The organism is Hymenobacter seoulensis, from assembly GCF_054780535.1.
In genome coordinates this window covers 1787283-1812351 of sequence record NZ_BAAGWD010000001.1, presented here as the reverse complement: position 1 = coordinate 1812351, position 25069 = coordinate 1787283, and the positions used below count along the sequence as shown (strand labels likewise).

Here is a 25069-nt window from a genome sequence, read left to right as displayed (position 1 = left end):
TGGTACTGCCTTCACCGGCGGGAGAGTCGGTCGCCGCCAACCTTATCATTTGCCAATGCCCCCTGCGACTTCGTGCTGCAGGGGGCATTTGTATGTTCCCCCCGCCCGGGTTTCCATCTCCGCTCCGCGCACTGGATCACGTAGCTTGTCACGTCCTACGCTGCCTTCTAAGCATATATGCTAACAGACGGTCAAGACTAGCTCACCTTGCTTTAATTTTATATAAGTCTTTATCACTGTATCTCCCGAATATGGTATAGAATCGATAACTACTTTAATGGTATACAAAGCTTAGTAGAGAGTCATATAGATAACTAGTACATGGCACAGGTGCTTAGCTTCGTGATTAGTAGTAAATTCTATTGATCTGTATTTATACTAGGGAAGAGGGGACTAACCAGTATAAATGAAATTAGCACATCGAGGATAGTATACTACAAAGCAAAAGGGCTTTCATATCACTGGAAGCCCTTTTGCTTTGTAGAACTTTATAAGAACCCTAGGGGCCAGCAACAACTTCAATCATCCGCTCAGGCTGTAGGAATTCTTGAGCTAGTGTTAGCAATGATGCGGCTTGCACGGATTGAATTCTTTCTACAAACTCAGAGTAATACGTTGTAGGTAGTTCATAGAACACTAGGTTCTTGTATTTGTCGCATTGTTCAAATACGGTACTTAGCTCGTTTGCGAATTTTCCAGCCATGTAGTTTTTCACGGTCTGTAGCTCATCTGCTGGCACTATTTCTTCTTGCAAGCGGCGCAACTCATAATGAACCTCCTTTATGGCTGCTGATGCACTTGCTGCATTAACCTCGGAGCCGATTACGAAGCTAGTAGCCTGCTCGCGTGGGCCTACGCTGGCGTAGATGCCGTAAGTAAAGCCTTTATCCTCTCGGATATTCTTCATCAGCCTAGAGCCGAAATAGCCTCCGAGTACTTTTACTAGCACTTGTAACTCGTGCGTTTGGGGTGAGCTAAGCGACGGCCACAGCCTGCCTATGCGCAATGATGCTTGCAAACTACCCTGAACCGTCACATAGTCTTGTTGGGGAGTGCTAGCATGTGTCGCTGATACACGATTAGCTTGAGCAACGGCAGTGACACTTGAAACACTTCCTAGCAAGTCTGCCACAAGGCGGTCTTGCTCCGAGGATACGTCACCACACAGGAATATCTCGGCCTGGCTAAGCTGATACGCTTGCTGATGAAATGCACGCACCTGTGCGGTAGTAACCGCTAGGCATGCAGATTCGTCGAACTTGATTCCGTAAGGGGAAGACGAGCCGAACAGGTTATGAGAGAATTGCTCTGCGGCCAAATAGCTTGGCTTCTGGCGCTCTACGCGCACATTTTGCACCGTGCGCGTTTTAAGCAAGCCAAACTCCGCTTCCGGGAATATCGGCTCAGTCAGGACATCTAGTACTAGGGGCAGTAGCTTAGAGAGGTGGCGGGTGAGGCAATACAGCGTGAGTGTTGCCCGATCAAAGCCCTGCTCACACTCCAACGATGCTCCATAAAAAGCCACCTCATCGGCAATCTGCCGGGCGGTGCGCGTGCGGGTGCCTTCCAGCAGCATACGAGCCGTGAGTAGTGATACCCCTGGTGACGGCTCGTACCATTTACCAGCTTTAACTACTACTTGCAGACGTACGACGGGCTGCGCATCATTGCGCATGACGTGAAGGCGGGCTCCATTAGGGAGCGAAAACACGTCAGCCGCGGGCAGCGTTACGCGGGCCAGCGGCTGAACGGGAGGAGCGACTGTACGGTCGAGCATCAATCAGAAGAAATTTAGTTAGTCGTGTTGTCGGAGCTGCCAATTGCTTCGCTCAACTCGTTGAAGTTAAAGTGCAATGACACCCGAATAGTTTGCGCCAGCGGATTGGCTTTCGAGTTTGGCACCAAATACGTGCCATCTACGCCAAACACTTGGTACCGAACACCCGCACCAAAGCTCAGGTATTGCCGGTCGCCTTTAAATTGGTTTTCGTAGAAATAGCCTACGCGCGCCATCAGCAAGTCGTTGTACGTATACTCAACGCCACCGGAAAGGTTAATTTCCTGCATTTCCTCTTTAAACCCACCTGGCGCATCGCTGAAAGAACTGGTTATGCCACGCACGATACCATAATTAGCACGGCGTGTATTCTCGGCTTCCACTCGGGCTACTAGATCCGGATCGGTTTGGTTGTCGCCCTGTTCATAATAGGGGGTAGGAACCAACAGCTTGTTCGCGTCGATGGTGAATGTAAGCTTGTTGTAGGCATCCAGCTCGCGGGTAATGGCAGTGCCTATCTTCAGGTTAGTAGGCAAAAAGTCGGGCTGAGTGGCATCAGTGTAGGAAATCTTATTACCGATGTTGGATACCGCTGCGCCAAACGCCAGGTTATAAGCACCCGGCCCAATAGTCAGGTCAGTGTTGTAGTACGCGCCCAGGTCTACAGCTACGGCGTTACCGGGCTTGGTATCGGAGGTGCCGCCTGTAAGGTTAGAGCGAACGAAACGCGCGTTCAGGCCTACTCCGAATTTGTCGCTGAGCTTCTGGCCGTAGCCAACGCTCAAGGCATATTCTTTCGGATTGAAAGTGCCGTTTGGCTGGTTTTGCGAGGTGCGATACTGAATCTCACCTAGATTGAAATACATTAGGTTCGCCGACAAAGCGGCCCGCTCCCCGATTTTGGTTGTACCACTCAGGTAGGCTAGGCCCATATCGTTGGCGATACTGGCTAGCCAGGGCGTGTAAGAAACTGCCGCGCTGTGCTGATACCGTACAAACCCGAGTTTGCCGGGGTTGTAGTAACCCGCGTTGGCATCGGGGCTGATAGCTACCCCAGCTTCGCCTAATGCTGAGGAGCGAGCATCGGGACTGATAGTGAGGATAGGAACCGCGGTGGTGATGGCATTGACCCTGACTTGAGCGTGAGCAGTAGCAGCGAGGCCCATCAGGCCGGGCAGCAGCACAAATCGCAAGGACAGTTTCTTCAGTGTCATAAAGGGAGGAAAAAATAGAGGCGGAAGGTAGGCGAAATGAAGGATGTTTTATTAGTTAAGCAAAACCAGTTTCTCAAATTTTGATGCGGTGGTTCCTCGAGAACCATCCGTAGAACGTACGCTTACGTTAACTCGGTATATATATACTCCGCGCGCCAGCTGATCTTGGTACTCATCGCGGCCGTCCCAGCTGATAGCGGCCATATGCGGCGTGCTAGCGAGGGCGGTGGTATGAAGCGTGCGCACCAGTTTGCCTGATACGGTAAATATCTGGACTTGTATTTCCAGATCCTCGCCTTGGCGGTTGTGGTCGAAGTGGAAGGTAGTGGCTTTGGCAAACGGGTTGGGGTAGTTCAGCACGTGCTGCAACGCCAGCTTATCGGTGCTGGCAGCTATGAATTCGATGCTGCGCTCGGCGGAGTTATTCCAGGTGTCCCAGGCTTTGAGGCGCAGCTCATGCGGCCCGGGGCTTAGGTCTTTGAACAGGTATTTCACTTGCCCTACCTGGAAACTGTCTGTCTTGGCCGAATAAAAATCATTCAGAATCGTGACTTTCGAAGCGTCGCCATCCAGTGTGGCCGTGAGGTCGTGGCCAATGCCGGTGCCAGCCGTGTTAATGCCGCTTTCATCGCGCAGGCTACCTAGTAATGTGGTAGAAGTACCCGTGATACCGCCAAACACAAAGCTTTCATTGTCCATGAACAGCCGGATTTTGGGCGGAATCGTGTCGCGGTATGCCAGCACGGAGGCATCGCCAACCGGAACCAGGCGCTGGCCATGGGCATCGGTGCGCAACGTGGGATCAGAGGCGTACAGGCTAATTTTCCCTAGGCCTACGTTATAGTTAATGTCCTTCGGAACCACGAACTCCAGTTGAAACTGGCCATTCTGCACCGTGGCCGGACCATCGTAGAGAATGTTCTCACGAACCGCAATAGGAACCTGGGTATCGCCCGATTCATTGCCTAGCGTGGTAACTGTCGTTTTTTTCTCGAACACTTGCACCTGCGCCTTGCCCGTAAAGCGGATATTGCGCTGGCCCGCTACTCGCACTTCGCCCTTTAGAGCAACCTTGTTCAAGGCCTTTAGGGTGTCGGGCTGAGCCACGGTAGCAGGCTTGCCGTTGATGTCGGTAACGATGATGTCTTGATCAGGATACGCCAACCGCATGGAGGGGTCGCCGAGCAGGGCATAGTTGCGGTTATTGTCGCCGGCGCTAGCACCGTTTTTGGCCGTCTGACACACGTCACCGATGCGCGGTAACGAGCCATCGGGCTGCCGCCGGAATAGGGCATCAAAGAACTTGATGGCCAACGACTGGTTTTTATCGGCATATACTACCCTCGTGGTAGTCAGCAACCCAATGGCACCGCCGGCAATATCGGTCAGGCTTTGCTCACCGGCGGAGGTCAGTTCTGGATTATCGTAGGTGCTGAAGTCGCAGGTGCCAGTAAAAAGAAAAGTCAGCCGGTCGCGGTTTTGGAGGCGCAGCACGGAGGCATTGGTTAGAATCTGCTCTTCTGACCATCCTTTGGGGCCCCCGTGCCCGATGTAGTTAATAACCAACGAACCCTGCTCAAAGGCGGCGTCAATAGCTTTTTCAGCTGCTGTTGAGCGCTGCCCGGCCGCCACCGCCGATTGTGGGTACATATCGAGGTAGTGCTTGTATACATTGTAGCTGCGGGTGCGCGCCAGGGTATCAAGCGGATTAGCCAGCTCCTCGGAGTAGTTCGTGAACAGATTGAAGTCGCCATCGTCGGCTACAAACGTCAGCCGGTTGCGCCACTTGCCATAGGATGCAGGGGAGTCGTACGCAATGAGCTTGTTGGTAACCAGCAACGCCTGCTCAGCGGTGCGCACGGGTAGGCGGCCTACCCCAATATCAAGTAGCTCATTGCTGGTGTTGGGGGCCCAGGCGCCTTCCGTGTCATCTAGTAGGCCGTAATAATCGTCGGAGGAGTACGTGAGACCCTGGCCGTTGGGCCGTTGATTCATCACGAGGTCAAATCCTTCCGGCGACTCATATACCGGCACAAAGTTCTGATTGATTTTATCCGAATTGGTAGGAAGCCGGTCTTTCCACCACGCAGGCAGCTGGTTTGCCTGGTTGGTGGGGTCGGCTTTGTAGTCATACGAAGCGTCGCCGAACAACAGCAGATACTGGCGCTTTCCGGCGGGCGCCCGGTCATACACCATCTTCATCAGGTCACGAATGGCCGTGACATCTTGCCCGCCGGAGCCGAATTCGTTGTAGATCTGGGAAGTGGTTACCACCTGCGTGGTTAGCCCATCGTGGGCTTGGCGGTGCGCCGCTAGGGTGTTGGCGGCAGCTAAGAAGGCCGGGTGCGTGACAATCACTAGGTCCAGCTGGCCATTAAGGTTCAGGGCGTGTAGGTTCTGGTTGGGCACCTTGCCAAAGCCACGGGGGCTAGGGAAGCTGCTACCAGTGAAGGCCACAAACTCGCGCAACGTATCCGTGCGGGCCAGGAAGCTGCCATTGCTGGCTTCGACGATGGCAGGGTGCCGTGGGTTGGTCACGTCCCAGATGGTAGCGGCCGTGGCGTTGGTAAGCTCAAACTGGCTGATGGCCCCAGTTGCAATATTTTCCAGGGAACGAAATTCCAGCTGCGTTCCGGAAAACCGAAGTTGGCGCTGAGCATTCAACTCCAGGTAATCAAGGTAGCCTTTGGCCGTGGGGTCGTTGCCGCCCGTGTACGTCAGGCTCACCGCTAATTCAGTAGGCGATGTGGCCGGTACCGTGTAAGCAAATGTGGTAAGGCTGGTATTGGCTACCTCCGGATAACAGCCAAACCCACCGGTACAGTTAAAGCCTGGTACTAGCTGCGAGCCCACCGACTGCCCATTTAGGCTCGCCTGAAATACCGTGGCCGATGTGGAGGCAGCGGCCACCGATGAGGTTAATTGCAATGTGGAGCCCGGTACCAGGTCAGCCACCGCAAACGGAATGCTCTTCTGCAGAAACGAAGTGGTGCTGAATAGCTCGCCCAGCCATACGCGGCCCGATTTTGCCAGGTTCACCAGTTCCAGCTCATAAAACTGCCGCTCCGCAAAAGTGCTAATGCGGGCCGTAGCTGCGCCGGTTACGGCCGGCGCTGGTGCTACCCGGCGGCCGGCGGCAGTTCCCAGGGTCAGGAAATAGTAAGCCGTATCGGCGTAGGGGTTGAGCTGATGTTGGAACCTAGTAGTGTTGCCGGCTCTAGACCACGTATGGGGGCCTCGGGCGTAGAAAAGGAAGTACTCGTTGTCGTCGAGGGAAGAGTTGGTGTTTCCTACAAACTGGATGTCGTTTTCTACAATGTCATCGGGCCGGAAGGTGCTGCTGGCCTGCGGTAGGGTGCCCATGGCGTTGCCATACAAGCGTAGCCTAGCGGGGTCGAGGCTCTGCACATTGAGCCCAAGGCTTTGCAGCGTGCTTTTATCCAGTTTATAGATGCCACTGGCAGGCACCCCAATCTTAAACCACTCGCCTTGGCTGAGCACAGAGGAACGAGCATACACGCGGTTGCCTTTGCCGCGCTGTGCTTCATTGGAAAGGGTATAGGCGTATGCAAAGGAGGTGAGCTTCTCGGCCTGGCCGGTTTGGGGGTTGCGGCGCAGCGGCTGCATGGTCAGCAGCGTAACTGGCTGCCGTCGCTCTAAGCTCACTGTGAGACGCAACGTAGGCGCAGTAGGCAGCGTGGCCAGGTTCAACTGACGGGCCTCAGCGGCTGATATAGGAACGTACACCGTTTCACGAAGCTGCCCTTCGGCCACTGCTCCCGATATACGCAGCTGATAAGTCCCTACCTGCTCATTGGGTTGAAAGCTGGCGCCCCGGAACGTGGGCACGCGCCGCTGTTGCCCTTTTATGGCAACTGGCTCAGTCCCCGTCCAGCTAATCTGTCCCCGAATTACTTGCTCGCCCGCTTGCGCCCAGGCCGCGTGGCCCGCTATGCTCAATGCCAGACAAACCAGTAACCAGAAAGTAGAATACCGCATGCGCAGAGCGTGATAAGCAACTTAAGTGAAAGCAGGACCTTTCGGGGGCAACAGGCTAGAGGGCAACACGGTTCAGCGGTGACTAGTTAACTCATCAGGGCCGGAAATATTGCGGTACTCTGAAAGGGAAATTACTAGGCAATAACGGATTCTGTACCCCGCCGGATTTTCTCCTCCGTGGTATCGCCAAGAGCCTTACCTCAGCAAAAGCCCTATTGGCTTACAAGGCCGCCGTTTTGTCCCGGCTCACTAGGGATAAGAGCACGTATAGCAAGATAATAAGCGGAATAGCAGCGGCCCCTAGCACGATCAGCAGCCCTACACTGAGCAGCAGAAACACAAACCGCACCTGGTTATCCTGCCAGCGGAAGCTCTTGAACTTAAGCGCAAACAATGGCAGCTCGGCCACTAGTAGCCCTGACAAAACCAGCGTAAGCCCCAGCAGCAACCACGGGTTCAGAATCAGGCTGCTGAGCTCAAAAGTATCGTGGGCCAGAATAAGCGGCAGCGAGGCCACTACCAAGGTGCAGGCCGGCGTAGGCAACCCGATAAACGAGTCGGTTTGGCGGGTGTCGTTGTTGAACTTGGCCAGGCGCAACGCCGAAAACACCGTAACGATAAAGCCCGCGTACGGAAACCACGACGGCAGATCAGTTCCGCCCTGCTGCATGAGCGCAAACAGAAAAGCGCCGGGTACCACACCAAAAGACACCACATCGGCCAGGGAGTCTAGGTCTTTGCCAATGGGGGAGGAGACGTGCAGCGCGCGGGCCAGCAAACCGTCAAAAAAATCAAACAAAGCAGCCAAGCCAACGAAATACGCGGCTGTTTCCAGCTCATCGGCAAAAATGTGGCACAACGCCAGGCAACCAGAAAACAGGTTGAGGCAGGTAGTAGCGTTAGGAATATGCTTTTTCAAGATACGAAGCTGGGTTCTTCAGCGAGGAAGAAGTAAAAGACTAGGGTTCAAGTAAGGATAAACTGCCCGGCGCTAGGTGTGCCAAAGGCTCAAACCTAGCGTAAAAAGGGGTTTGAGGCGCGCTCCTGGCCCACTGTGGTAGCAGGGCCGTGGCCCGGATACACGATGGTGTCATCAGGAAGGGTAAGCAGCTGCTCCTTGATGCTCTGGATGAGGGTAGCGTAGTCGCCACCGGGCAGATCCGTGCGCCCAATGCTGCCCTGAAACAGCACGTCGCCACCAATTACGGTGCTGGTGGGCGCATGGTAAAATACCACGTGGCCCGGCGCGTGCCCGGGCGTAAAGCGCACTTCCAACTCAGTGTTCCCAAACCGAACCGGCTCGCCAGGCGTCAGAAAACCGGTTGGCTCGGCGGGGTTGTAGCGGGCAAATCCGTAGCTGGGAGCGTAAGCCGGCACGGAGCGGAGCGTAGCCAAATCCGCCTCATGAATCAGAAACGGCACCTTATACGTGTCAAGAATAAACTGATTACCAAACACATGGTCGATGTGGCAATGCGTGTTGAGCAGCAGCACAACTACTAGGCCCTGCGCCTCAATGAACTGCCGCAGGGCTTCCTGCTCCGCTCGCTCATAGCAGCCGGGGTCAACCACTACGCATTGGCCGCTGGCATCGTGTAAAAGGTATGTATTCTCAGAAAACGCGTTGAAAGTAAACCCGGAAACAGTCATGAGGAAAGCAAAAGGCCAAGCGCAAGCCTAGCGATAATGGGGAGGTAAGTTACGAGTCTTGCACTGAATCAAGCACCATTTCGGCTTCCGGCGCGCAGCTTGCACGCCCAGCCGGCCGGTAATCGCTAGGGTAGAAAAGCCCCTGAACCGCTCCTACGCAAGACCGCCGGGTTGGTAGCTGCCACAGTTCTGGGTTTCTGACTTACCTTGCCCCTAATGACACGCGTAGATTATCTTCTGATTGGGTACGGCATTGCCGGCGCTACTTTGGCCGCTGAGTTGCAGCGCCGCGGCCGCCACGTGCTGGTACTGGATACTCCCCAGCCTGATTCGGCTTCACGGGTAGCCGCGGGCCTAATGAACCCAGTAGCGGGCAAGCGCTTTGCGCTGGCCTGGCGGGCCGCCGAACTGCTACCAGCCGCAGCCGCTTTCTATCGCCAGCTGGAGCAGCGCTTCAATCAGCAATTCTTCTTCGAGCTACCCATTCTGAAGCTTTTTTCCTCGGTGGCGGAGCAGAACACGATGCTGGCCCGCAGCGCCGACCAACCCTGGCAGGATTTTGTGGAAGATGCTACCGGCGAGCTGCCCCCACTAGCCGGTGTCCGCCAGGAAATGGGCGGTTTGCACATCCGGCGTGGCGGGTATGTGTTGGTAGAAGAATTGCTTAGTGCCCTGACGGCAGAAGGCCTGCGCGAAGGCTGGCTCAGGCACGAAACTTTTGATTGGGCTGCCCTTGTTCCCGACCCAGCAGGTGGCCACATCTACGCCAACAAAGTGCATGCCCAGCATGTAGTCTGTTGCGAAGGAGCGGCGGCCATTCATAACCCGTTCTTCCATTGGCTGCCCATTACCCCCAACCAAGGCGAAGTGCTGGACGTGGAGTGCACCGGACTGCCTGCAGACTACGTACTTAACAAAGGAGCCTACGTCGTGCCGCTCGGAACCCATCGGTTTCGGGTGGGGGCTACGTACCGGTGGCCACCTTTTGCCGCGGGCATTACACCCGAAGCTCGGCAGGAGCTAAGCCAGCGCCTGGCCGAGATGACGGATCAACCCTTCCGGGTAGTAGGCCAACGGGCCGGCGTACGGCCAGCCGTACGCGACCGAAAGCCCTTGCTAGGGACCCATCCGGAGGTTCCGGGAGTACATATTTTTAACGGCTTAGGGTCGAAAGGGGTGATGATGGCGCCCCGCTTGGCCCAAGTGCTGTCCGACTGGTTGGAAAATGACGTAGAGCCTTGGCCCGAAGTCAATATTCGCCGGTATTTTACGTTATATTCTTCCGTTCCAGCTGCTCCTGGTTCGGCTTCATCTGCTTCCCGCTCCTAGCTCTTTCTTATGAAGCACATATTTTTACTCTCCCGGCGCGATGTAAGTCGTCCGGCTGGCCTGGCAGTTCTGGTGCTAGGGCTGGCGTTGACCAGCGAAACCGCGCTGGCCCAAACGGCGCAGGAGCCATTCGGGCGCGTCCGGATTCAGTACAAGGAGTTTAACTGGCAGCAGCTCAGCACCCAGAATTTCACGATTTACTATTACGCCGGCGGCGAGCTCATGGCTCGCCACGCGGCGGAATACGCCGAAAAAGAGCTGCAGCGCATCACGGGCCTGATTGGGTACTACCCGTACTCGAAAACGACCATCATGCTCTACAACTCCGTCGGCGATTTGCGGCAGAGCAATGTGGGCCTCGATGCCGATAAGTACCAGACCGGGGGCGAGACCTCGCTGCTGCGTATGACGAAGGTACAGATTGCCTTCCAGGGCCAGCAAACGCGCTTTAAGCAGGATTTGAGCAACCGCATTACCCGGGTGCTGCTCAATGATATGATGTATGGCGGCTCGCTAAAAGAAGTAATCCAGAGCTCCTACTTGCTGCAACTCCCGAATTGGTTTATCAGCGGTGCTTCGGCTTACGCGGCGCAAGGCTGGAGCGTGGAAATGGACGACTACATGCGTACCATGACCAAGGAGCACGAAGGCAACCGCACGGCCCCGTTCTTTGTGCGCAACCCCGAGCTGGCCGGGCAAAGCATGTGGAACTACATTGCGGAGCGCTACGGCTATACCTCCGTTCAGAATATCCTCAACCTGACGCGCATCACGCGGGACGTGGAAGTAGGCATCAGTTCTTCGCTGAATGTTCCCTACAAGGTGTTTTTGAAAGATTGGCTGGCCTACTACCGTCAGCTTAATGCGCAACCCCAAACGCCCTACCAAGAAGCCAATGCCGCTAGCCGCGTGGTACGCAACAACCGCAAGGGCACCATCTACAGTCAGCCGGCTTTGAGCCCCAACGGGCAGCGCTTGGCCTACGTGCAAAACGACCAGGGGCGCTACCGGGTGGTAGTGGTCAACAAAAATGGGAGAGGCGCCGACGTGGTACACCGCGGCGGCTACAAAACGCCCGATCAGGAGGTAGAAACCCGTTTGCCGGTACTGGCTTGGCGTGGCAACTCGCAGCTGGCTGTAGCGGAAATGACGAAAGGTGAGTTGGCGCTTCAGCTGCGCGATGCTGATGGAGCCGTGTCCAATATGGTGTCGCGGATTAAGAGCTTGCTACCCACCTTTGGTAAGGCGACGTCCCTGTTCTCGCGCTTTTCCCAGATAACCGACCTGAGTTATTCGCCCGACGGCAAATCGTTGGTGTTTAGCGGTGTGTACAACGGGCAGAACGACCTATATCTGCTCCGCGCCGGGAGCCGCACCCCGGAAAAGCTGACCAATGATGTGTTCGATGACGTAGAGCCGGCCTTTTTGCCCGGTGGGGGCGGCATCGTATTCAGCTCTAACCGCTGGCTCGATTCGGCGGGTACTGCCAAAGGAAGCTTCGGCGCCGTAGTCAACAACTACGACCTGTACCTGTATCACCTCGATGGGCGCGCGCAACCCGTGGAAGTGCTGGCCAACAGCATCTCCAACGAAAGCCGCCCGCGCGCCATTTCCGATTCGGAAGTGCTGTTTATAAGCGAGGAAAGCGGTGTGCGGAGCCTATACCGGCTTAACCTGGCAACCAAGCAATACCGGCCCGTTACCAGCTTCCTGGCCAACATCAAGGACTTCGACTACAATGCCACCACTGGTGCCCTCGGGTTTGTATCTACGGCCGAAGCCCGCGACTATGTGTATCTCTACCCCAGCTACCAGCTGCCCGATACACTTAAGCTGTTCAAAACTGCTAGGCAGGAAATTTTGGAAGACCGTTCCCGGCCCGCCAAAGTAACGGCTCCGGTAACCAACCGCCCCGGGCCGACCATCGCCAATACCACGCAACCTGCTACTACCCCCACCACCGACTCAAACCCCGCAGCCCCGGCTACGGAGCCCAAGAAGTCGGATGGTCGCATCAATACCAGCGACTACGAGTTTGATGAGGACTTGCCAGCCTCCCGCGCAACGCCTACCACGCCCAAGCGCCGGGCTGCTACGGTAGTGGCATTACCGCAGGCCGCTCCCACTGAAACTACGGCGCTGGCCGGCCCCTTCCGCTACGATACCCGCTTCAGCGTTGATAACGTGGTTTCGACGCTGTATGCTGATCCGTTGCTAGGGCTGGGGTTGATGGGGCAAGTGAATATGTCGGATCTGATGGAGGACCACCGCATTCGGGCGGGCATCTTTGCCCTCACTGATCTGCGCACCAGCAACATTTACGCCGAGTATACTAACCTCAAACACCGCTTCGACTGGAGCTTGCTGTATCAGAAGCAGGCGTATTTCTTTGATTTTGAAACCGTCGGTCGGACGCGCTTCGGCCGGCATGAAATTGCTCCCACAGTTGCCTACCCTCTCACGCATAACCTCAGCGTGCGCATGGGGCCGCGCTTCGTGAACGTGAGCCGGAAAGTATTCAGTGACCTGAGCGGCACCAACGATAGCAACACCAATTACTTGGGCGGAGCCGGCGAACTGATATTTGATAACTCCATTGCCACAGGCGTGAACATGCTGCAAGGTACCCGCATGAAGGTGGGTATGACGCGCCTGTATGGCTTAGGCAATGACGATGGCAAGGATTTCAGCAAGATCTACATCGACCTGCGCCACTACCAGAAAATTCATCGGCAACTGACGTGGGCCAACCGGGCTAGCTTTGGCCAATACATTGGGGGCGGCAACTCACAGCCGGCCTTCCGCTTGGGCGGTATGGACAACTGGCTCAACAACCAGTATGAAGATGGCACGCAGGCAGTTCCGCCGAGCGGCGACCCCACGCAAGTATTCTACCAGCAGTTTGTAACTAACCTGCGGGGCTTCGATTACGGCAAGCGGGAGGGCCAGAAATACGTGCTATTTAACTCAGAGCTGCGCCTTCCCATTGTGCAGTACTTCGCCCGCAACCCCATTGAGTCAGGGTTTTTCCGCAACCTGCAGATAACCGCTTTTGGCGACATGGGAACTACGTATTCTGGTGCTAACCCATTCAGCGTCAACAATTCCAACAATACCCGCATTGTGGCAGATCAGGGCAACAGCTTCACGGCTACCGTGGTAAACTTCACCAACCCCATGCTGTATGGCTACGGAGTGGGCCTGCGCACCACGGTGCTGGGCTTCTATGGTAAAGGCGATGTGGCCTGGGGCCGGGAAGATTTCTCGAATAAGGGCCCCAAGTTCTACATCACACTAGGCTACGACTTCTAGCAAAACCTGGTATTCTCTCAGCAAAAAGGCTTCTTGCTCTCAGGTAAGGGGCCTTTTTTGTGGGTAAACAAGTCGAAACTGGCCTTGGAAGCAGACTGCAGTTGTTCAGTTGTGGTATTCCGGGTTGAATGCAAGTGAATCCGCGAGTTGGGTTGTATCTTTGCGGTCCTGTTTACCAGCCGTGTTGCCGTGACGCTTCTGAGCGAAATTTGGGTGTTGATGCAGAAGGACTTTCGTCTGGAATGGCGCCAGCGCGCAGCCCTGAATGGGATGCTGTTGTACGTGGGCAGCACGGTGTTCGTCTGCTACCTCAGCTTCTCGCTCCGAGGCGGTCAGTTGCCTGCCCCGGCCTGGAATGCGTTGTTCTGGATTGTGCTGTTGTTTTCGGCTGTGAATGCCGTAGCAAAAGGCTTTCTGCAAGAAAGCCGCGGCCGCACTTTATACTATTACACGGTAGTACGTCCCCAGGCCGTGATACTGGCCAAAATTGCCTACAACGCGTTGCTGCTGCTCGGGTTGGCGCTCGTGGCATTTGCCCTTTACGCGGTAGTGCTAGGCAACCCAGTGCAGGATGTGGGACTGTTTGTGGGCAACGTGGTACTGGGCGCGGTGGGGTTTGCCAGCACGCTTACCCTAGTATCTGGTATTGCGGCCAAAGCCACCAATAGCAGCACCCTGATGGCCGTGCTTGGGTTTCCACTGATGGTGCCCATGCTGCTGCTACTGATTAAAGTGTCAAAAAATGCGTTGGATGGGCTTGAGTTATATGCTAGTCAAAGCGCGTTGCTTACGCTCGTGGCCCTGAATATGATAGTTGGGGCTGTGTCGTACGTGCTGTTTCCTTTTCTATGGCGCTCATGAAAAACGGATAATAACCCACATGCTAGCCAACCGGTTTGGGGTATGGTAGGGCCTAGGGTCCGCCTGCCAGATCAGCATTCAACATTGCCTCGTTTTCAACATGCAGCCGGCTAGCTGGCTTCAGCTTCTGAACTTATGAAAAACAACTGGTGGAAAGCCTTAAGCGTGATTCTGCTGCTGTACGTGGCAGTGGCAGGGCTCCTGATGCCGGTACCACGCTTAGCTATTCTCAACGAAAGCATCCGCAACCTGTATTTCCACGTGCCCATGTGGTTTGGCATGACGGCCATTCTGGTGGCTTCGGTGTACTACTCCATTAGTTACCTGCGCAACCCTAGCCCCCAACTTGACATTCGGGCGCACGAGGCGGCGCGCACGGGCATTCTGATGGGACTGGTGGGCCTGGCAACGGGTAGCATCTGGGCCCGCTTTACCTGGGGTGCCTGGTGGACCAACGACCCCAAGCTCAACGGCGCTGCTATTGCCATGCTGATTTATGGAGCCTACCTCGTGCTGCGCTCTTCCTTTACGGATGAGCAGCAGCGGGCCCGCGTGTCAGCCATCTACAACATCTTCGCTTTTGCCACGGCCATGCCGCTGTTCTATATTCTGCCGCGCCTTACCGATTCTCTGCACCCCGGTGCAGGAGGCAATCCGGCTTTCGCGCGCTATGACTTAGATAGCGACATGCGGCTAGTATTCTACCCGGCAGTTATCGGCTGGACGCTGCTGGCTTTCTGGCTGGCCCAACTGGCTAGTCGTGTTTCTCTGCTCAAACTTAAATTGTATGAAAAACAGCTTGCCTAAGTTGCGCGCAGCGCTTCTGTTGCTGCTGGCTCTGCTACTGCCGGCCTTGCGGGTGGTAGCGCAGGTAGCGGCCCCCGACGAAGTTGAAATGGCCGATACCTTGCGCCAGAACGGCAAAATCTACGTGGTGGTAGCCGTTATTACGGTGGTGCTGGCCGGGTTGCTTTTCTTCCTGGTTTTGCTTGACCGCAAGCTGACGCGGTTGGAGCGTGAAGTAAAAGACTAGCCCCCTCGGCGGGTTAAGGCCTGATAAAAATCATTGCTACATAGGTCGGTACGCCGGACCTTTGTTAGTGCTTTCGTTGTTCTGAGTATCCCCGGCTCCGGGTGGAGCCAACCTGTTGTACCCAACATGAAAAAAGCTCACATTCTCGTCATTGCCGTTATTGCGGTGGCTATTGGCATCATCATGAGTGCCGCTGGAGATGCCAGCGTGTACGTTTCCTTTAAAGAAGCCAAAGAGCGCGCTTCGGAAGGCAACCTCACCAAGGTACACGTGGTTGGCCGCCTCCCGCGCGACGGGCAGCAGAACATTCTGGGGCTGGAATACAACCCTACCGTCGACCCCAACTACTTCGCCTTTACCCTGGTTGATACTAACCGCATTGCCCAGCGCGTGGTGTATTACAACCCCAAGCCGCAGGACTTTGACAAATCGGAGCAGGTAGTAATTACGGGGGCCATGCGCAACAACCTGTTTGTGGCCGACAAAATCCTTCTGAAATGTCCTTCCAAGTATGTGGAGAAGGATATCAAGGGCGCAACCGCTTCAGTTAACTAATACACCTAGTGATGCACAAGCACCACGCAGATTCTATCAGCGCTAGGGCACACGTTTGCTCAAAGCGGTGTATGCTTGCTTGGTGTAGTAGAGCTAGTTAAGCAAAGAAAGGCGTAGGCATCAGGCTTGCCTGATAGGGTTTCTTTGTAAGAAGTACCTAGTACTTACGTTCTCAAAAACAAGTTTGTGTTGGCCGGGTAGTATACCAGTGGCTAACATTTCCTCTTCAACGCAGTAGCACATGTTGAACACATTAATCGGCGACGCCGGGCACCTGAGTGTCATAGTGGCATTTGTGGCAGCCACGGTGGCGGCGTACTCTTACTACATGGCTGCCCGTGGTCGGGCCCTGGGTAATACGGACGCTGCCTGGCTAAAGCTGGGCCGCGGCGCCTTCCTGGTGCATGGCCTGGCGGTATTTACCGTCATCGGCTGCCTGTTCGGGATTATTCATGGGCACCGCTATGAGTACCATTACGCCTGGAGCCACAGCAGCAACCACCTGCCGGTGTACTACATGATTTCCTGCTTCTGGGAAGGGCAGGAGGGGAGCTTCCTGCTCTGGATCTTCTGGCACGTACTGATTGGCTTTGCCCTGATGCGCTACGGGCGCCGCTGGGAAGCCCCGGTTATGGCCGTGTTTGCCGGCGTGCAACTGTTCCTCACGTCCATGATTTTGGGTGTGGTACTCGGCGAGCTGAAAATTGGCTCCTCGCCCTTTATCCTGCTCCGCGACTTTATGCCGGACCTTCCGGTCTGGAAGACGAATCCTGACTTTGTACCGAAGGATGGAACTGGTCTGAATGCGCTGCTCCAGAACTACTGGATGGTAATTCACCCGCCCACCTTGTTCTTGGGCTTTGCCCTGACGCTGGTACCGTTTGCGTACGCTATTGCGGGCCTCTGGAAAGGTGAGTTCACCAAGTGGGTGCGTCCCGCTATGCGCTGGTCGTTGTGGGGTGGCTTGATACTAGGTGTTGGTATCATGATGGGCGCTTATTGGGCGTACGAAACCCTGAACTTTGGCGGCTATTGGAACTGGGACCCGGTAGAAAATGCCGTGTACATTCCGTGGCTGGTACTGGTTGCTTCTTTGCACGGCCTAGTGCTGTGGCAGCGCAGCCGCACGGCCTTGCGCACCAGCTTCGTGCTGGTTATTGCTACCTTCCTGCTCATCCTGTACGCTACCTTCCTAACGCGTAGCGGTGTGCTGGGCAATGCCTCCGTGCACTCGTTCACTGACCTTGGCCTCTCAGGCCAGCTGATGATCTATTTGGCCGCTTTCGTGGTGCTGAGTATTGCCATGCTGGTGTGGCGCTGGAAGCAGATTCCAGTATCGCCGAAGGAACTGACGACGTACAATGCGGAGCTGTGGGTGTTTGTAGGTGCTACGGTGTTGTGCCTAGGAGCTTTCCAGGTGCTCGTGACCACTAGCATTCCGGTATACAATGCGTTTTTGGGGTTTATCGGCATCAAATCGAACCTGGCACTACCCGCCGACCAGATTGCTCACTACACCAAAATCCAGTTGTGGATGGGCGTAGGGGTAGCGTTTTTCTCGGGCCTCGCCCAGGTTATGTGGTGGCAGAAAAACGACAAATCTTCGCTTACCAACTCTCTGACAGTGCCTGCTATTTTGGCGCTATTGGGTGCGGCGCTGGTTATTTTGTTGGTGCAGTACTTCGGGCTGAAGATGGAAGCCAGCTACATTGTGCTCCTAACGGCGGCCATGTTTGGTGTACTGGCCAACCTGAGCATGGTGCTTACGTTGCTTAAGCGTAAGGTGAGCCTTTCGGGTGGTGGCGTGGCCCACATCGGTATTGCCCTGATGCTGCTAGGCATTCTGGCGTCGGCGGGCTACTCCAACATCATTTCTCAGAACTCCTCGGGCCTGCTGTATTCCCGCGAGTTTGACGAGTCTACTAACCGCGACAACGTGCTGCTGTGGCGCAACGATAAGGCCCCCATGGGCAAGTACGATGTCAGCTATACCGGCCAGTTCTTTGAAGCGCCCGGCGTGCCTGGCTACGTGGATAAGCAACTGCTGTTCCGCACAGCCGATGAGTACAAAGCCTTGGCCCGCGCCGACATTAAGCGCGGCGACAAAGTGTACTACAAGGCTGGTGATACGCTGGAAATTCTACCCGAAAACACGTACTACCGCGTCGAGTACAAAGACCGCAAAACCGGCGAGTCGTTTACCTTGTACCCACGGGCGCAAGCCAACGAGGAAATGGGTGGCCTGCTAGCCTCGCCCGACATCAAGAAGTTTCTCGACCACGACATCTACTCGCACATTAGCGCGGTACCACCGCCTGATACCGAGAAGGAGTGGAGCGAAGTAAAGGAGCACATCCTGAGCGTTGGCGATACCATCTTCCTAAATGACTACACAGCCGTATTCCGGGGAGTAGAGCCCGCCCACCAAACGGCTGGCTTAGGCTTAGCCAAAGGCGACTTGGCCATTCAGGGCGACTTCCTGGTGATGGGGGAGAAGAAGCAGTACCATGTGCATCCGGTATTTGTAGTGCGTAACCGCATGATTGGCCGCGTGCCCGATGAAGTAGAAGACCTGGGCCTGCGCATTTCGTTCCTGAACGTAGATCCGCAGCAAAGCAAGTTTACCTTCGGCGTAAGCACCACCCAAAAGGACTACATCATCCTGAAAGCAGTTGAAAAGCCATTTATCAACCTGCTGTGGAGTGGTACCTTGCTCATGGCCGTTGGCTTTGGTATGGCCATCTACAAGCGTCGGCGCGAGGTAGATGCTGCTGTAGAAGCAGTGCCCGGCGAAGGAGAGCAGCCCAAGCCTCGGCCAGTGCGCAAAACCAAGCAAGTAGCGTAATACACTGCCTTTGTATCTAACACCAACGGCTCCATCTTATCTATAGGTGGGGCCGTTGGTGTTAAGTAACTATGCAGAAGGGAAGCCTTACGATGCCGCAGCAGGCAACACGTATATAAGTAACTAGGAGGCTTTCTCAAATTGTATAGAAAATACCGTTACCACCCCCTTATGTCGTTTAGAATAGTCATAATAGGAGCTGGGCGCGTGGCGCAACACTTGGTGCCTGCGCTGGCCCTAGCAGGCCATCAGATAGTGCATGTGTGGAGCCGCACGCTAGCGTCGGCGCAGGTTGTGACGGCTACTTTGCCGGAAACGAGCATCGGCACCGATCTGCAAGCGCTGCCTTCGGCCGATATATACCTGCTAGCCATCCCGGATGCTGCCGTGCCTGAAATTGTAAAAGAAGCCCGGTTTGCGGCGGGCGCGGTGGTAGCACATACGGCGGGCGCGCTGCCACTGTCAGTGTTCGCTGCTCGGCCCGAGCTAACGGGAGGGGTACTGTATCCGCTGCAAACCTTCAGCCCTGGGCGTATCATTCAGTGGGCAACGGTGCCTTTTTGTGTGGAGGCTGCTTCCACTACGGCCGAGCACATGCTGTGGGCGCTGGCTACTAGCCTTAGCGAAGATGTGAGGCTAGTGAATTCGGCTCAGCGGCTGCAGCTACACGTGGCGGCGGTGTGGGCCTGCAACTTCACGAATCATCTGTTGGGTATCAGCCACGCGCTGTTACAGGAGGCACGCTTGCCTTGGGAACTGCTGCACCCGCTTATCCGCGAAACGCTGGACAAAGCCCTGAGCCAACCCCCGTTTACGGCGCAAACGGGTCCGGCTGTGCGCCAAGATACGGCAACGCTGACTCGGCACGAGGCCGCATTAGCACCGCATCCGGAATGGCAAGCCATCTACAAGGCCCTGACAATTAGTGTACAGGAAGCAGCCGCAACGGGCTCGGCAAACAATGCCGGACAGATATAGCTTTGATTCGGGGGGGAGCGTACGTACCTTCGCACCCGCATTTTTGCCTCGTTCTCCAAGCGTTACGCCGTGAAAGCCGTTAACATTACCTTTAAGTTTCAGGACGGCCAGCCCGACCAAACCCACGTGGCCGCCCAAGGCGAATCGGTGTTGGATGTGGCTCTGAACAATGATATCCACCTCCAGCACAACTGCGGAGGCGTTTGTGGCTGCAGCACCTGCCACATCTATGTCCTGCAGGGCGAAGCTGACCTGCCCGAAATTTCGGATAAGGAAGAAGACTTCATCGACCGAGCCGTGAATCCGCGCATCAATTCCCGCCTAGGTTGCCAGTGCGTAGTACAAGGCAACTCGGATATTGTAGTGCTGCTCCCCCCGCAGGATTTCCTAGGGCATTAATATGCTAGAAGCGTCGCCTTACCTGCACTAGGTGCCGCTACTAGCTTCCAACTCCTAACCAACCAAAATGAATCACTTTGAGCCCCCCATGCAGTGGAGCGACCATGAAGATATTGCCATGGCTCTCTACGAGAAGTTTGGCAACGACTTCAGCGAGGCTAAAATATACCGCATCCGTTTTACTGAGCTGATTGATTGGGTACTCAGCCTGCCCAACTTCATCGGAACGCGGGAGCAAGCCAACGAAGGCCACCTTGAGCAGATTCAGGCCAAATGGGTGTACGAGTGGCGCGATAATCAATAACAAGACCTTGGTACTGCGTAGGAAAGCCGCTGCATAGCAACAACGCTTATGTAAGGCAGCTAACTTACGCCGCACCGTTTTTACTACCCATGGATTTATCCACAATCTCTCCCGCCGATTTTTCAGTTATTAAAGCCTTCATCTTTGATGTAGATGGCGTACTGACGGATGGCACCTTGCTGGCGCTGAACTCTGGTGAACAGGCCCGTGCCTTCCATATCCGGGATGGGTTTGCGGTGCGCCATGCCCTAGCAAAAGGTTACCGCGTAGCTGTTATTTCGGGTCGGGAGGAAGAAGGCGTACGCAAACGACTGGAGTCGTTGGATGTGCGCGACATTTTCCTGGGCGTTGATGATAAGATGAAGATCTTCAACAACTATATCAATACCTACCGCCTCGACCCCGGCCACATTGCCTACATGGGCGATGATGTACCCGATTTGGAGGTAATGCGCCGCTGTGCCATTGCGGCCTGCCCCTCTGATGCCGCCTCTGATGTGCTGGCCATCAGCAACTACACGGCCTCCCTGCCCGGCGGCCGCGGCGCCGTGCGCGAACTGATTGAAGCCGTACTCAAAACGCAGCAATCCTGGTAGTATACTAGTTTTTATACGCCCCGCTGGCGGCCTTATGTATCTGACTGCAACCCCAATTGTACTTCGTGCAATTGGGGTTGTGCTTTTCCAAAATCCCTCTATATTTACCCCAACCATCATTCACCTTATCTTTTTTCTTTTTTCATGAAAACAGGAACCGTAAAATTCTATAATGAGTCGAAGGGCTACGGCTTCATTACGGAAGACGGATCGAAGGAAGATTTCTTCGTCCATGTTACCGGTCTTAACGGGGGCCAGATCCAACAAAATGACCGCGTAGAGTTTGATACTCAGGAAGGCCGTAAAGGCGTTAACGCGGTGAATGTGAAGAGACTGTAAACACTACGTTTAGTAAGTTTTTAGCAAATCCGGTAAGCCTCTCCCGATTTCGGGAGAGGCTTACTTATGCCGGTTCTCCGTAGGTCATGCATCTTTGTGTAGGCCGTTTTTTGCCTCTTTGCTTATGAAGCCAGCCTCCTTACACTCTGCCCTAGGTCCTGCCATGGGGCCAACCGCAGCTCCTGCATCGGGGGCTGGGGGCTGGCAGCAGCTGGCGCGCCTCATCCGGCTGCCCAACCTTCTGATCATGGCCTTGTGCCTGGTGTTGGTGCGCACGTGTCTGCTGCTGCCCGAAGCACCCTGGCACCTTGTACTGGCGCCAGCATTCGGGTTGCTGGTGGTAGCGGCGCTGAGCATAGCCGCTGCCGGCTACATCATCAACGACTATTACGATGTGAAGATTGATGCCATTAACCGGCCGGCCCGGCTGGTGGTGGGGCGGGTAGTAAATCGGCGCCATGCCATGCTGGCGCATTTGCTGCTATCGGGGCTGGGAGTGCTCGTGAGCGGGAGCCTTTCGCCGGTTTTAGGGCTAGTAAACTTAGGGTCGGCGCTGCTGCTGTGGGGCTACTCCGTGCGGTTCAAACGTGTGGCCCTGGTAGGCAACGTGAGTATTGCTACCCTAACAGGCGCCTTGGTGCTGCTGCCCGAGCTGCAGGCGCGAACCGGCACCGAAGCCGTGTGGGTGTACGCCCTGGCAGCTTTTCTGCTTACCGTAGTGCGCGAAATCATTAAGGATGTAGAAGACATGCGCGGCGACGCGCAGCATGACTGCCGCACCCTCCCTATTGTGTGGGGCATAGTGCGCACAAAATGGGTAACTGGGTTTTTCTTGTTGTGCCTGGGGCTGTTGGTAGCCGGGGCCAGCTACAATGCTTTCCTGACAGAGCGCCCGGCCTTGGGTATATGGCTGCTAGGGCTGATATTGGGGCCAACCGCTTTGCTAGGCTACCAACTCCGCCGCGCCGACCGTAAGCGCGACTTTGCCCGCCTCAGCCGCTGGTGCAAATGGATTATGCTGGCCGGGGTTTTATCCATGTTGGTCGTGCGCTAGGCAGGGGGTAGCTGGCAACCGAAATATGCTGTCGAGGTTCGACAACCGCAGGGCCTAGTGTTGCGTTAGGAGAGCTACTTGCAGTGCAGCAGCGGAACGTATTTCTCCGGGCCGAAAAGGTAGTTGCATTGCCGCTTTCCTATCTTATTTCTGACCCCAGCCATCCACGTATGCGCTTTCACTACCCGCTCTTAGCGCTGAGTACGCTTGTAGCTCCTGCCGCTTTGGCTCAGCAGCCCGCCACTACCCCCGATTCTGTTCAGTTACTAGCCTCCGCTCCGCCCGAAACTGCTCCTACTCCTGATGGGGCACCCGTAGGGCTGCAGCGGGCCTTAGTGCCATCGGCTAGTAAGGTTACGGCCCGCGACCCAGATAAACCGAGCTTTATCCCGGTGCCCATTGTGTTTTATCAGCAGGAAACTGGTTTGGCCGGAGGAGCTGCCATTCTGCCTGTGTGGCGCTTTGGGCAAGATACTACCGTGCGCAAATCCAACGCCCGCCTGATTGCCTGGATTTCGCAGGAAAAACAGACCACCGTGCAGCTCACGCACACCATTTTTACCCCGGAAGAAAAGTTTTTCTTTTCCGGCGAGCTGAGCTACTACGACCTAGCTTTCAACTACTACGGCATCGGCAACGACACGCGTAAAAGCATGGAGTCGCACATTCAGTATCCACTGTGGGTGTTTGACGAAAAGGCTTTGATGAAAGTGGTGCCTAACCTGTTTGTGGGCCTGCGCTACCGCTTCACCAACCTAGGCAATGTAGAGCTTCGGGATACCGAGGGCGATACCACCCCTTATAATTTGCTTTCTACTAAAGAGCGCAACGGCTATACCACGTCAGGCGTGGGCCCGGCCGTGCTCTATGATGGCCGCGACAATGTGCTGGCCACCTACACTGGCAACTTTGTAGATGCACACATACTGTTCCATGGCGGCGCATTGGGTAGTGATTACAAATTCACGCGCTACATGGTAGATGCCCGCCATTTCCGGCCGCTATTTGGCTCCAACAATACTATTCTGGCAGCGCAGTTCCTGGGGCAATACCACACGGGTAGTGTGCCGTTCCGGGAGTTGGGCGGCATGGGTGCTACCTTGGGCGGCTCCCTGTACAACAACGCCTACCTGATGCGCGGCATCTATGAAGCCCGTTTCCGTGACCGTCAGTTTACCACGGTTCAAGCCGAAATACGCCAGAAACTGTTCTGGCGCTTTGATGGGGTAGTGTTTGGAGCCTTGGGCCAAGTAGCACCTCGCCTGGGCGACTATACCTTCGAGGATACCAAAATAGCCGGCGGTGGCGGGTTACGCTTCCGCTTTAACCGCCGCGACCGGCTGAACATTCGTCTGGATTATGGCGTGGGTTCAGGCGGAAATTCAGGTATCATCTTCGCCGTGGGCGAGGCATTCTAAACTACGTCAGGCGTTCTTATACGCAATACCTCAGCAGCTTGGGTGCAGAAGCAAGTACGAAGCTTTTGCACTCAGAGCCGCTGAGGTATTGCGGAGCTGTGGTATGTATTCGGGATATAATTAAATATTTCTTAGAAATTATAGTTATTTTCTATAGTTGAATCGTGATAGACAAGCCGATGGAACATGTTAGGGCCTTGCGCTTTCATATGGCTTCCGAAGAAAGCAGCTCGCTTCGTTCGCCATGGCATTGTGCGCCGCCTCCGTTGCGGGCGCTCCAGGCAACCATTATTATTCCGGCTAAAGATGAGGCGCATTCTATCCCGGCTGTACTAGCTGCCCTGGCCGCTCAAACCGACTTGCAGGGTTGCCCACTTCCGATGCAGAAATTTGAGGTGCTGGTGTTGGCCAATAATTGCCAGGACGGCACCGCGCAAGTGGCTAGAGCTGCTGCTGCTCAGTACCCTAAGCTCACGGTGCATGTTGCTGAAATTACCCTGCCCCCCGCTGAAGCCCACGTGGGCCGTGCCCGGCGTTTGCTAATGGATGAAGCCTGTCGCCGCCTGGAAATGGCAGGTAACGCCAGCCCCTTTATTGCCAGCACTGATGCCGATACGCTGGTTTCCAGTACTTGGCTGGCGGCTATTGAGGCCGAATTAGCTGCTGGCGTTGATGCCGTGGGCGGCCGAATTCTGACGCCTTCTAGTGGGTCGTGGAACCCTAGCCGTCGTTACCAACTGCAGGATGCCACGTATCATCTGTTATGTGCCCGCCTGGAGCAGCTCGTCGACCCAATTTCGCATGACCCCTGGCCTCGGCATCATCAGCATTTTGGGGCTAGTTTGGCCATAACAGCAGCTGCGTACCGCCAGGTTGGGGGCTTGCCAGTGGTGCCGTATCTGGAGGATGAAGCGTTGTGCCAAGCCTTGCTGCGGCATGATCTGCGCTTGCGCCATAGCCCGGCCGTACGGGTGTTTACTTCTGATCGGCACGAGGGACGCGTAGCAGTAGGGTTATCGTGGCAGCTGCGGCAATGGGCGACCCTGCAACAAGCCCAGCAGGAGCCAACTGTGGAAAACCCAACTGGCTTAGCGGCAGAGTGGCAGCTGCGCCGTGCGGTGCGCCAGCTCTGGCAGCAGCCAGCTTCAAGCCAGTATAGAACCTGGGCTACTGTGCAAGCCGCTACTCATCTGAATGCAACGCAACTGTCGGGGGTGCTAAAAAGCCACGCTACGTTTGGGCAATTGTGGGAGAGTATTCGGGCGCGTATTCGGGAACAAAATGCTGAACTCTGGTCCGCTGTGCCTGTGTCCGTGGGCATCCGGATGCTGCGGCAGGCACTGGCAGCTCACCTGCCGGCCCATGAGCAGCAAATGGTGAATGAGCCATGCGGGGTTGCCTGCTAG

At 55.5% G+C, this 25069-nt stretch carries 20 protein-coding genes; 15 read left to right on the top strand and 5 right to left on the bottom strand.

Going from position 1 to position 25069, the window contains the following annotated elements; translation table 11 throughout:
- Positions 1 to 499: 499 nt before the first annotated feature.
- The 5 genes from ACYVHC_RS07845 to ACYVHC_RS07825 form a co-directional block, all read right to left on the bottom strand.
- Positions 500 to 1777: a M16 family metallopeptidase gene (locus ACYVHC_RS07845; protein WP_460613116.1), complete on the bottom strand. Its 1278-nt coding sequence runs from the start codon at positions 1775 to 1777 to the stop codon at positions 500 to 502.
- Between the two features lie 14 nt (positions 1778 to 1791).
- The gene (porV, locus tag ACYVHC_RS07840; RefSeq protein WP_460613115.1) at positions 1792 to 2991 is read right to left on the bottom strand and encodes a type IX secretion system outer membrane channel protein PorV; all 1200 of its coding nucleotides are present in this window, start codon (positions 2989 to 2991) and stop codon (positions 1792 to 1794) included.
- A gap of 51 nt (positions 2992 to 3042) precedes the next feature.
- Entirely contained in the window at positions 3043 to 6990 is a 3948-nt protein-coding gene (gene porU / locus ACYVHC_RS07835; RefSeq protein WP_460613114.1) for a type IX secretion system sortase PorU, read from the bottom strand.
- A gap of 220 nt (positions 6991 to 7210) precedes the next feature.
- Positions 7211 to 7909, bottom strand: coding sequence for a CDP-alcohol phosphatidyltransferase family protein (locus ACYVHC_RS07830; RefSeq protein ID WP_460613113.1), 699 nt, complete (start codon positions 7907 to 7909; stop codon positions 7211 to 7213).
- 95 nt (positions 7910 to 8004) lie between these two features.
- Complete coding sequence (locus ACYVHC_RS07825; protein WP_460613112.1) at positions 8005 to 8640, bottom strand: MBL fold metallo-hydrolase; 636 nt, start codon at positions 8638 to 8640, stop codon at positions 8005 to 8007.
- A gap of 216 nt (positions 8641 to 8856) precedes the next feature.
- Here ACYVHC_RS07825 and ACYVHC_RS07820 point away from each other — a divergent pair, with 216 nt between their 5' ends.
- The 15 genes from ACYVHC_RS07820 (at position 8857) to ACYVHC_RS07750 (ending at position 25069) form a co-directional block, all read left to right on the top strand.
- The gene (locus ACYVHC_RS07820) at positions 8857 to 9969 is read left to right on the top strand and encodes an NAD(P)/FAD-dependent oxidoreductase (RefSeq protein WP_460613111.1); all 1113 of its coding nucleotides are present in this window, start codon (positions 8857 to 8859) and stop codon (positions 9967 to 9969) included.
- Between the two features lie 9 nt (positions 9970 to 9978).
- Positions 9979 to 13281, top strand: a complete 3303-nt coding sequence (locus ACYVHC_RS07815) for a hypothetical protein (protein ID WP_460613110.1) — start codon at positions 9979 to 9981, stop codon at positions 13279 to 13281.
- A 219-nt stretch (positions 13282 to 13500) separates the two neighbouring features.
- Positions 13501 to 14142, top strand: coding sequence for a heme exporter protein CcmB (locus ACYVHC_RS07810; RefSeq protein ID WP_460613109.1), 642 nt, complete (start codon positions 13501 to 13503; stop codon positions 14140 to 14142).
- 135 nt (positions 14143 to 14277) lie between these two features.
- Positions 14278 to 14949: a cytochrome c biogenesis protein CcsA gene (ccsA, locus tag ACYVHC_RS07805; protein WP_460613108.1), complete on the top strand. Its 672-nt coding sequence runs from the start codon at positions 14278 to 14280 to the stop codon at positions 14947 to 14949.
- Positions 14930 to 15175 carry a CcmD family protein gene (locus tag ACYVHC_RS07800; RefSeq protein ID WP_460613107.1) on the top strand — a complete coding sequence of 82 codons (246 nt, stop codon included), beginning with the start codon at positions 14930 to 14932 and terminating at the stop codon, positions 15173 to 15175. Before ccsA (ACYVHC_RS07805) ends, ACYVHC_RS07800 begins: the two co-directional genes overlap by 20 nt.
- A 126-nt stretch (positions 15176 to 15301) precedes the next feature.
- Positions 15302 to 15730, top strand: a complete 429-nt coding sequence (locus ACYVHC_RS07795; RefSeq protein WP_460613106.1) for a cytochrome c maturation protein CcmE domain-containing protein — start codon at positions 15302 to 15304, stop codon at positions 15728 to 15730.
- A 241-nt stretch (positions 15731 to 15971) separates the two neighbouring features.
- The gene (gene ccsA, locus ACYVHC_RS07790; RefSeq protein ID WP_460613105.1) at positions 15972 to 18575 is read left to right on the top strand and encodes a heme lyase CcmF/NrfE family subunit; all 2604 of its coding nucleotides are present in this window, start codon (positions 15972 to 15974) and stop codon (positions 18573 to 18575) included.
- A 171-nt stretch (positions 18576 to 18746) separates the two neighbouring features.
- Positions 18747 to 19553, top strand: coding sequence for a Rossmann-like and DUF2520 domain-containing protein (locus ACYVHC_RS07785; RefSeq protein WP_460613104.1), 807 nt, complete (start codon positions 18747 to 18749; stop codon positions 19551 to 19553).
- Positions 19554 to 19622: 69 nt separating this feature from the next.
- Positions 19623 to 19952, top strand: coding sequence for a 2Fe-2S iron-sulfur cluster-binding family protein (locus ACYVHC_RS07780; RefSeq protein ID WP_460613103.1), 330 nt, complete (start codon positions 19623 to 19625; stop codon positions 19950 to 19952).
- Positions 19953 to 20019: 67 nt separating this feature from the next.
- Positions 20020 to 20256: a Fe-S cluster assembly protein IscX gene (gene iscX / locus ACYVHC_RS07775; RefSeq protein ID WP_460613102.1), complete on the top strand. Its 237-nt coding sequence runs from the start codon at positions 20020 to 20022 to the stop codon at positions 20254 to 20256.
- Positions 20257 to 20345: 89 nt separating this feature from the next.
- A complete protein-coding gene (locus ACYVHC_RS07770; protein WP_460613101.1) occupies positions 20346 to 20852 on the top strand; it encodes a KdsC family phosphatase in 507 nt (168 codons plus the stop codon).
- A 144-nt stretch (positions 20853 to 20996) separates the two neighbouring features.
- Positions 20997 to 21191 carry a cold-shock protein gene (locus ACYVHC_RS07765; protein ID WP_460613100.1) on the top strand — a complete coding sequence of 65 codons (195 nt, stop codon included), beginning with the start codon at positions 20997 to 20999 and terminating at the stop codon, positions 21189 to 21191.
- A gap of 124 nt (positions 21192 to 21315) precedes the next feature.
- Positions 21316 to 22245 (top strand): geranylgeranylglycerol-phosphate geranylgeranyltransferase, encoded by a 930-nt coding sequence (locus ACYVHC_RS07760; protein ID WP_460613099.1) that lies wholly within the window; start codon positions 21316 to 21318, stop codon positions 22243 to 22245.
- A 170-nt stretch (positions 22246 to 22415) separates the two neighbouring features.
- Complete coding sequence (locus tag ACYVHC_RS07755; protein ID WP_460613098.1) at positions 22416 to 23663, top strand: BamA/TamA family outer membrane protein; 1248 nt, start codon at positions 22416 to 22418, stop codon at positions 23661 to 23663.
- 209 nt (positions 23664 to 23872) lie between these two features.
- Positions 23873 to 25069, top strand: coding sequence for a glycosyltransferase family 2 protein (locus tag ACYVHC_RS07750; protein ID WP_460613097.1), 1197 nt, complete (start codon positions 23873 to 23875; stop codon positions 25067 to 25069).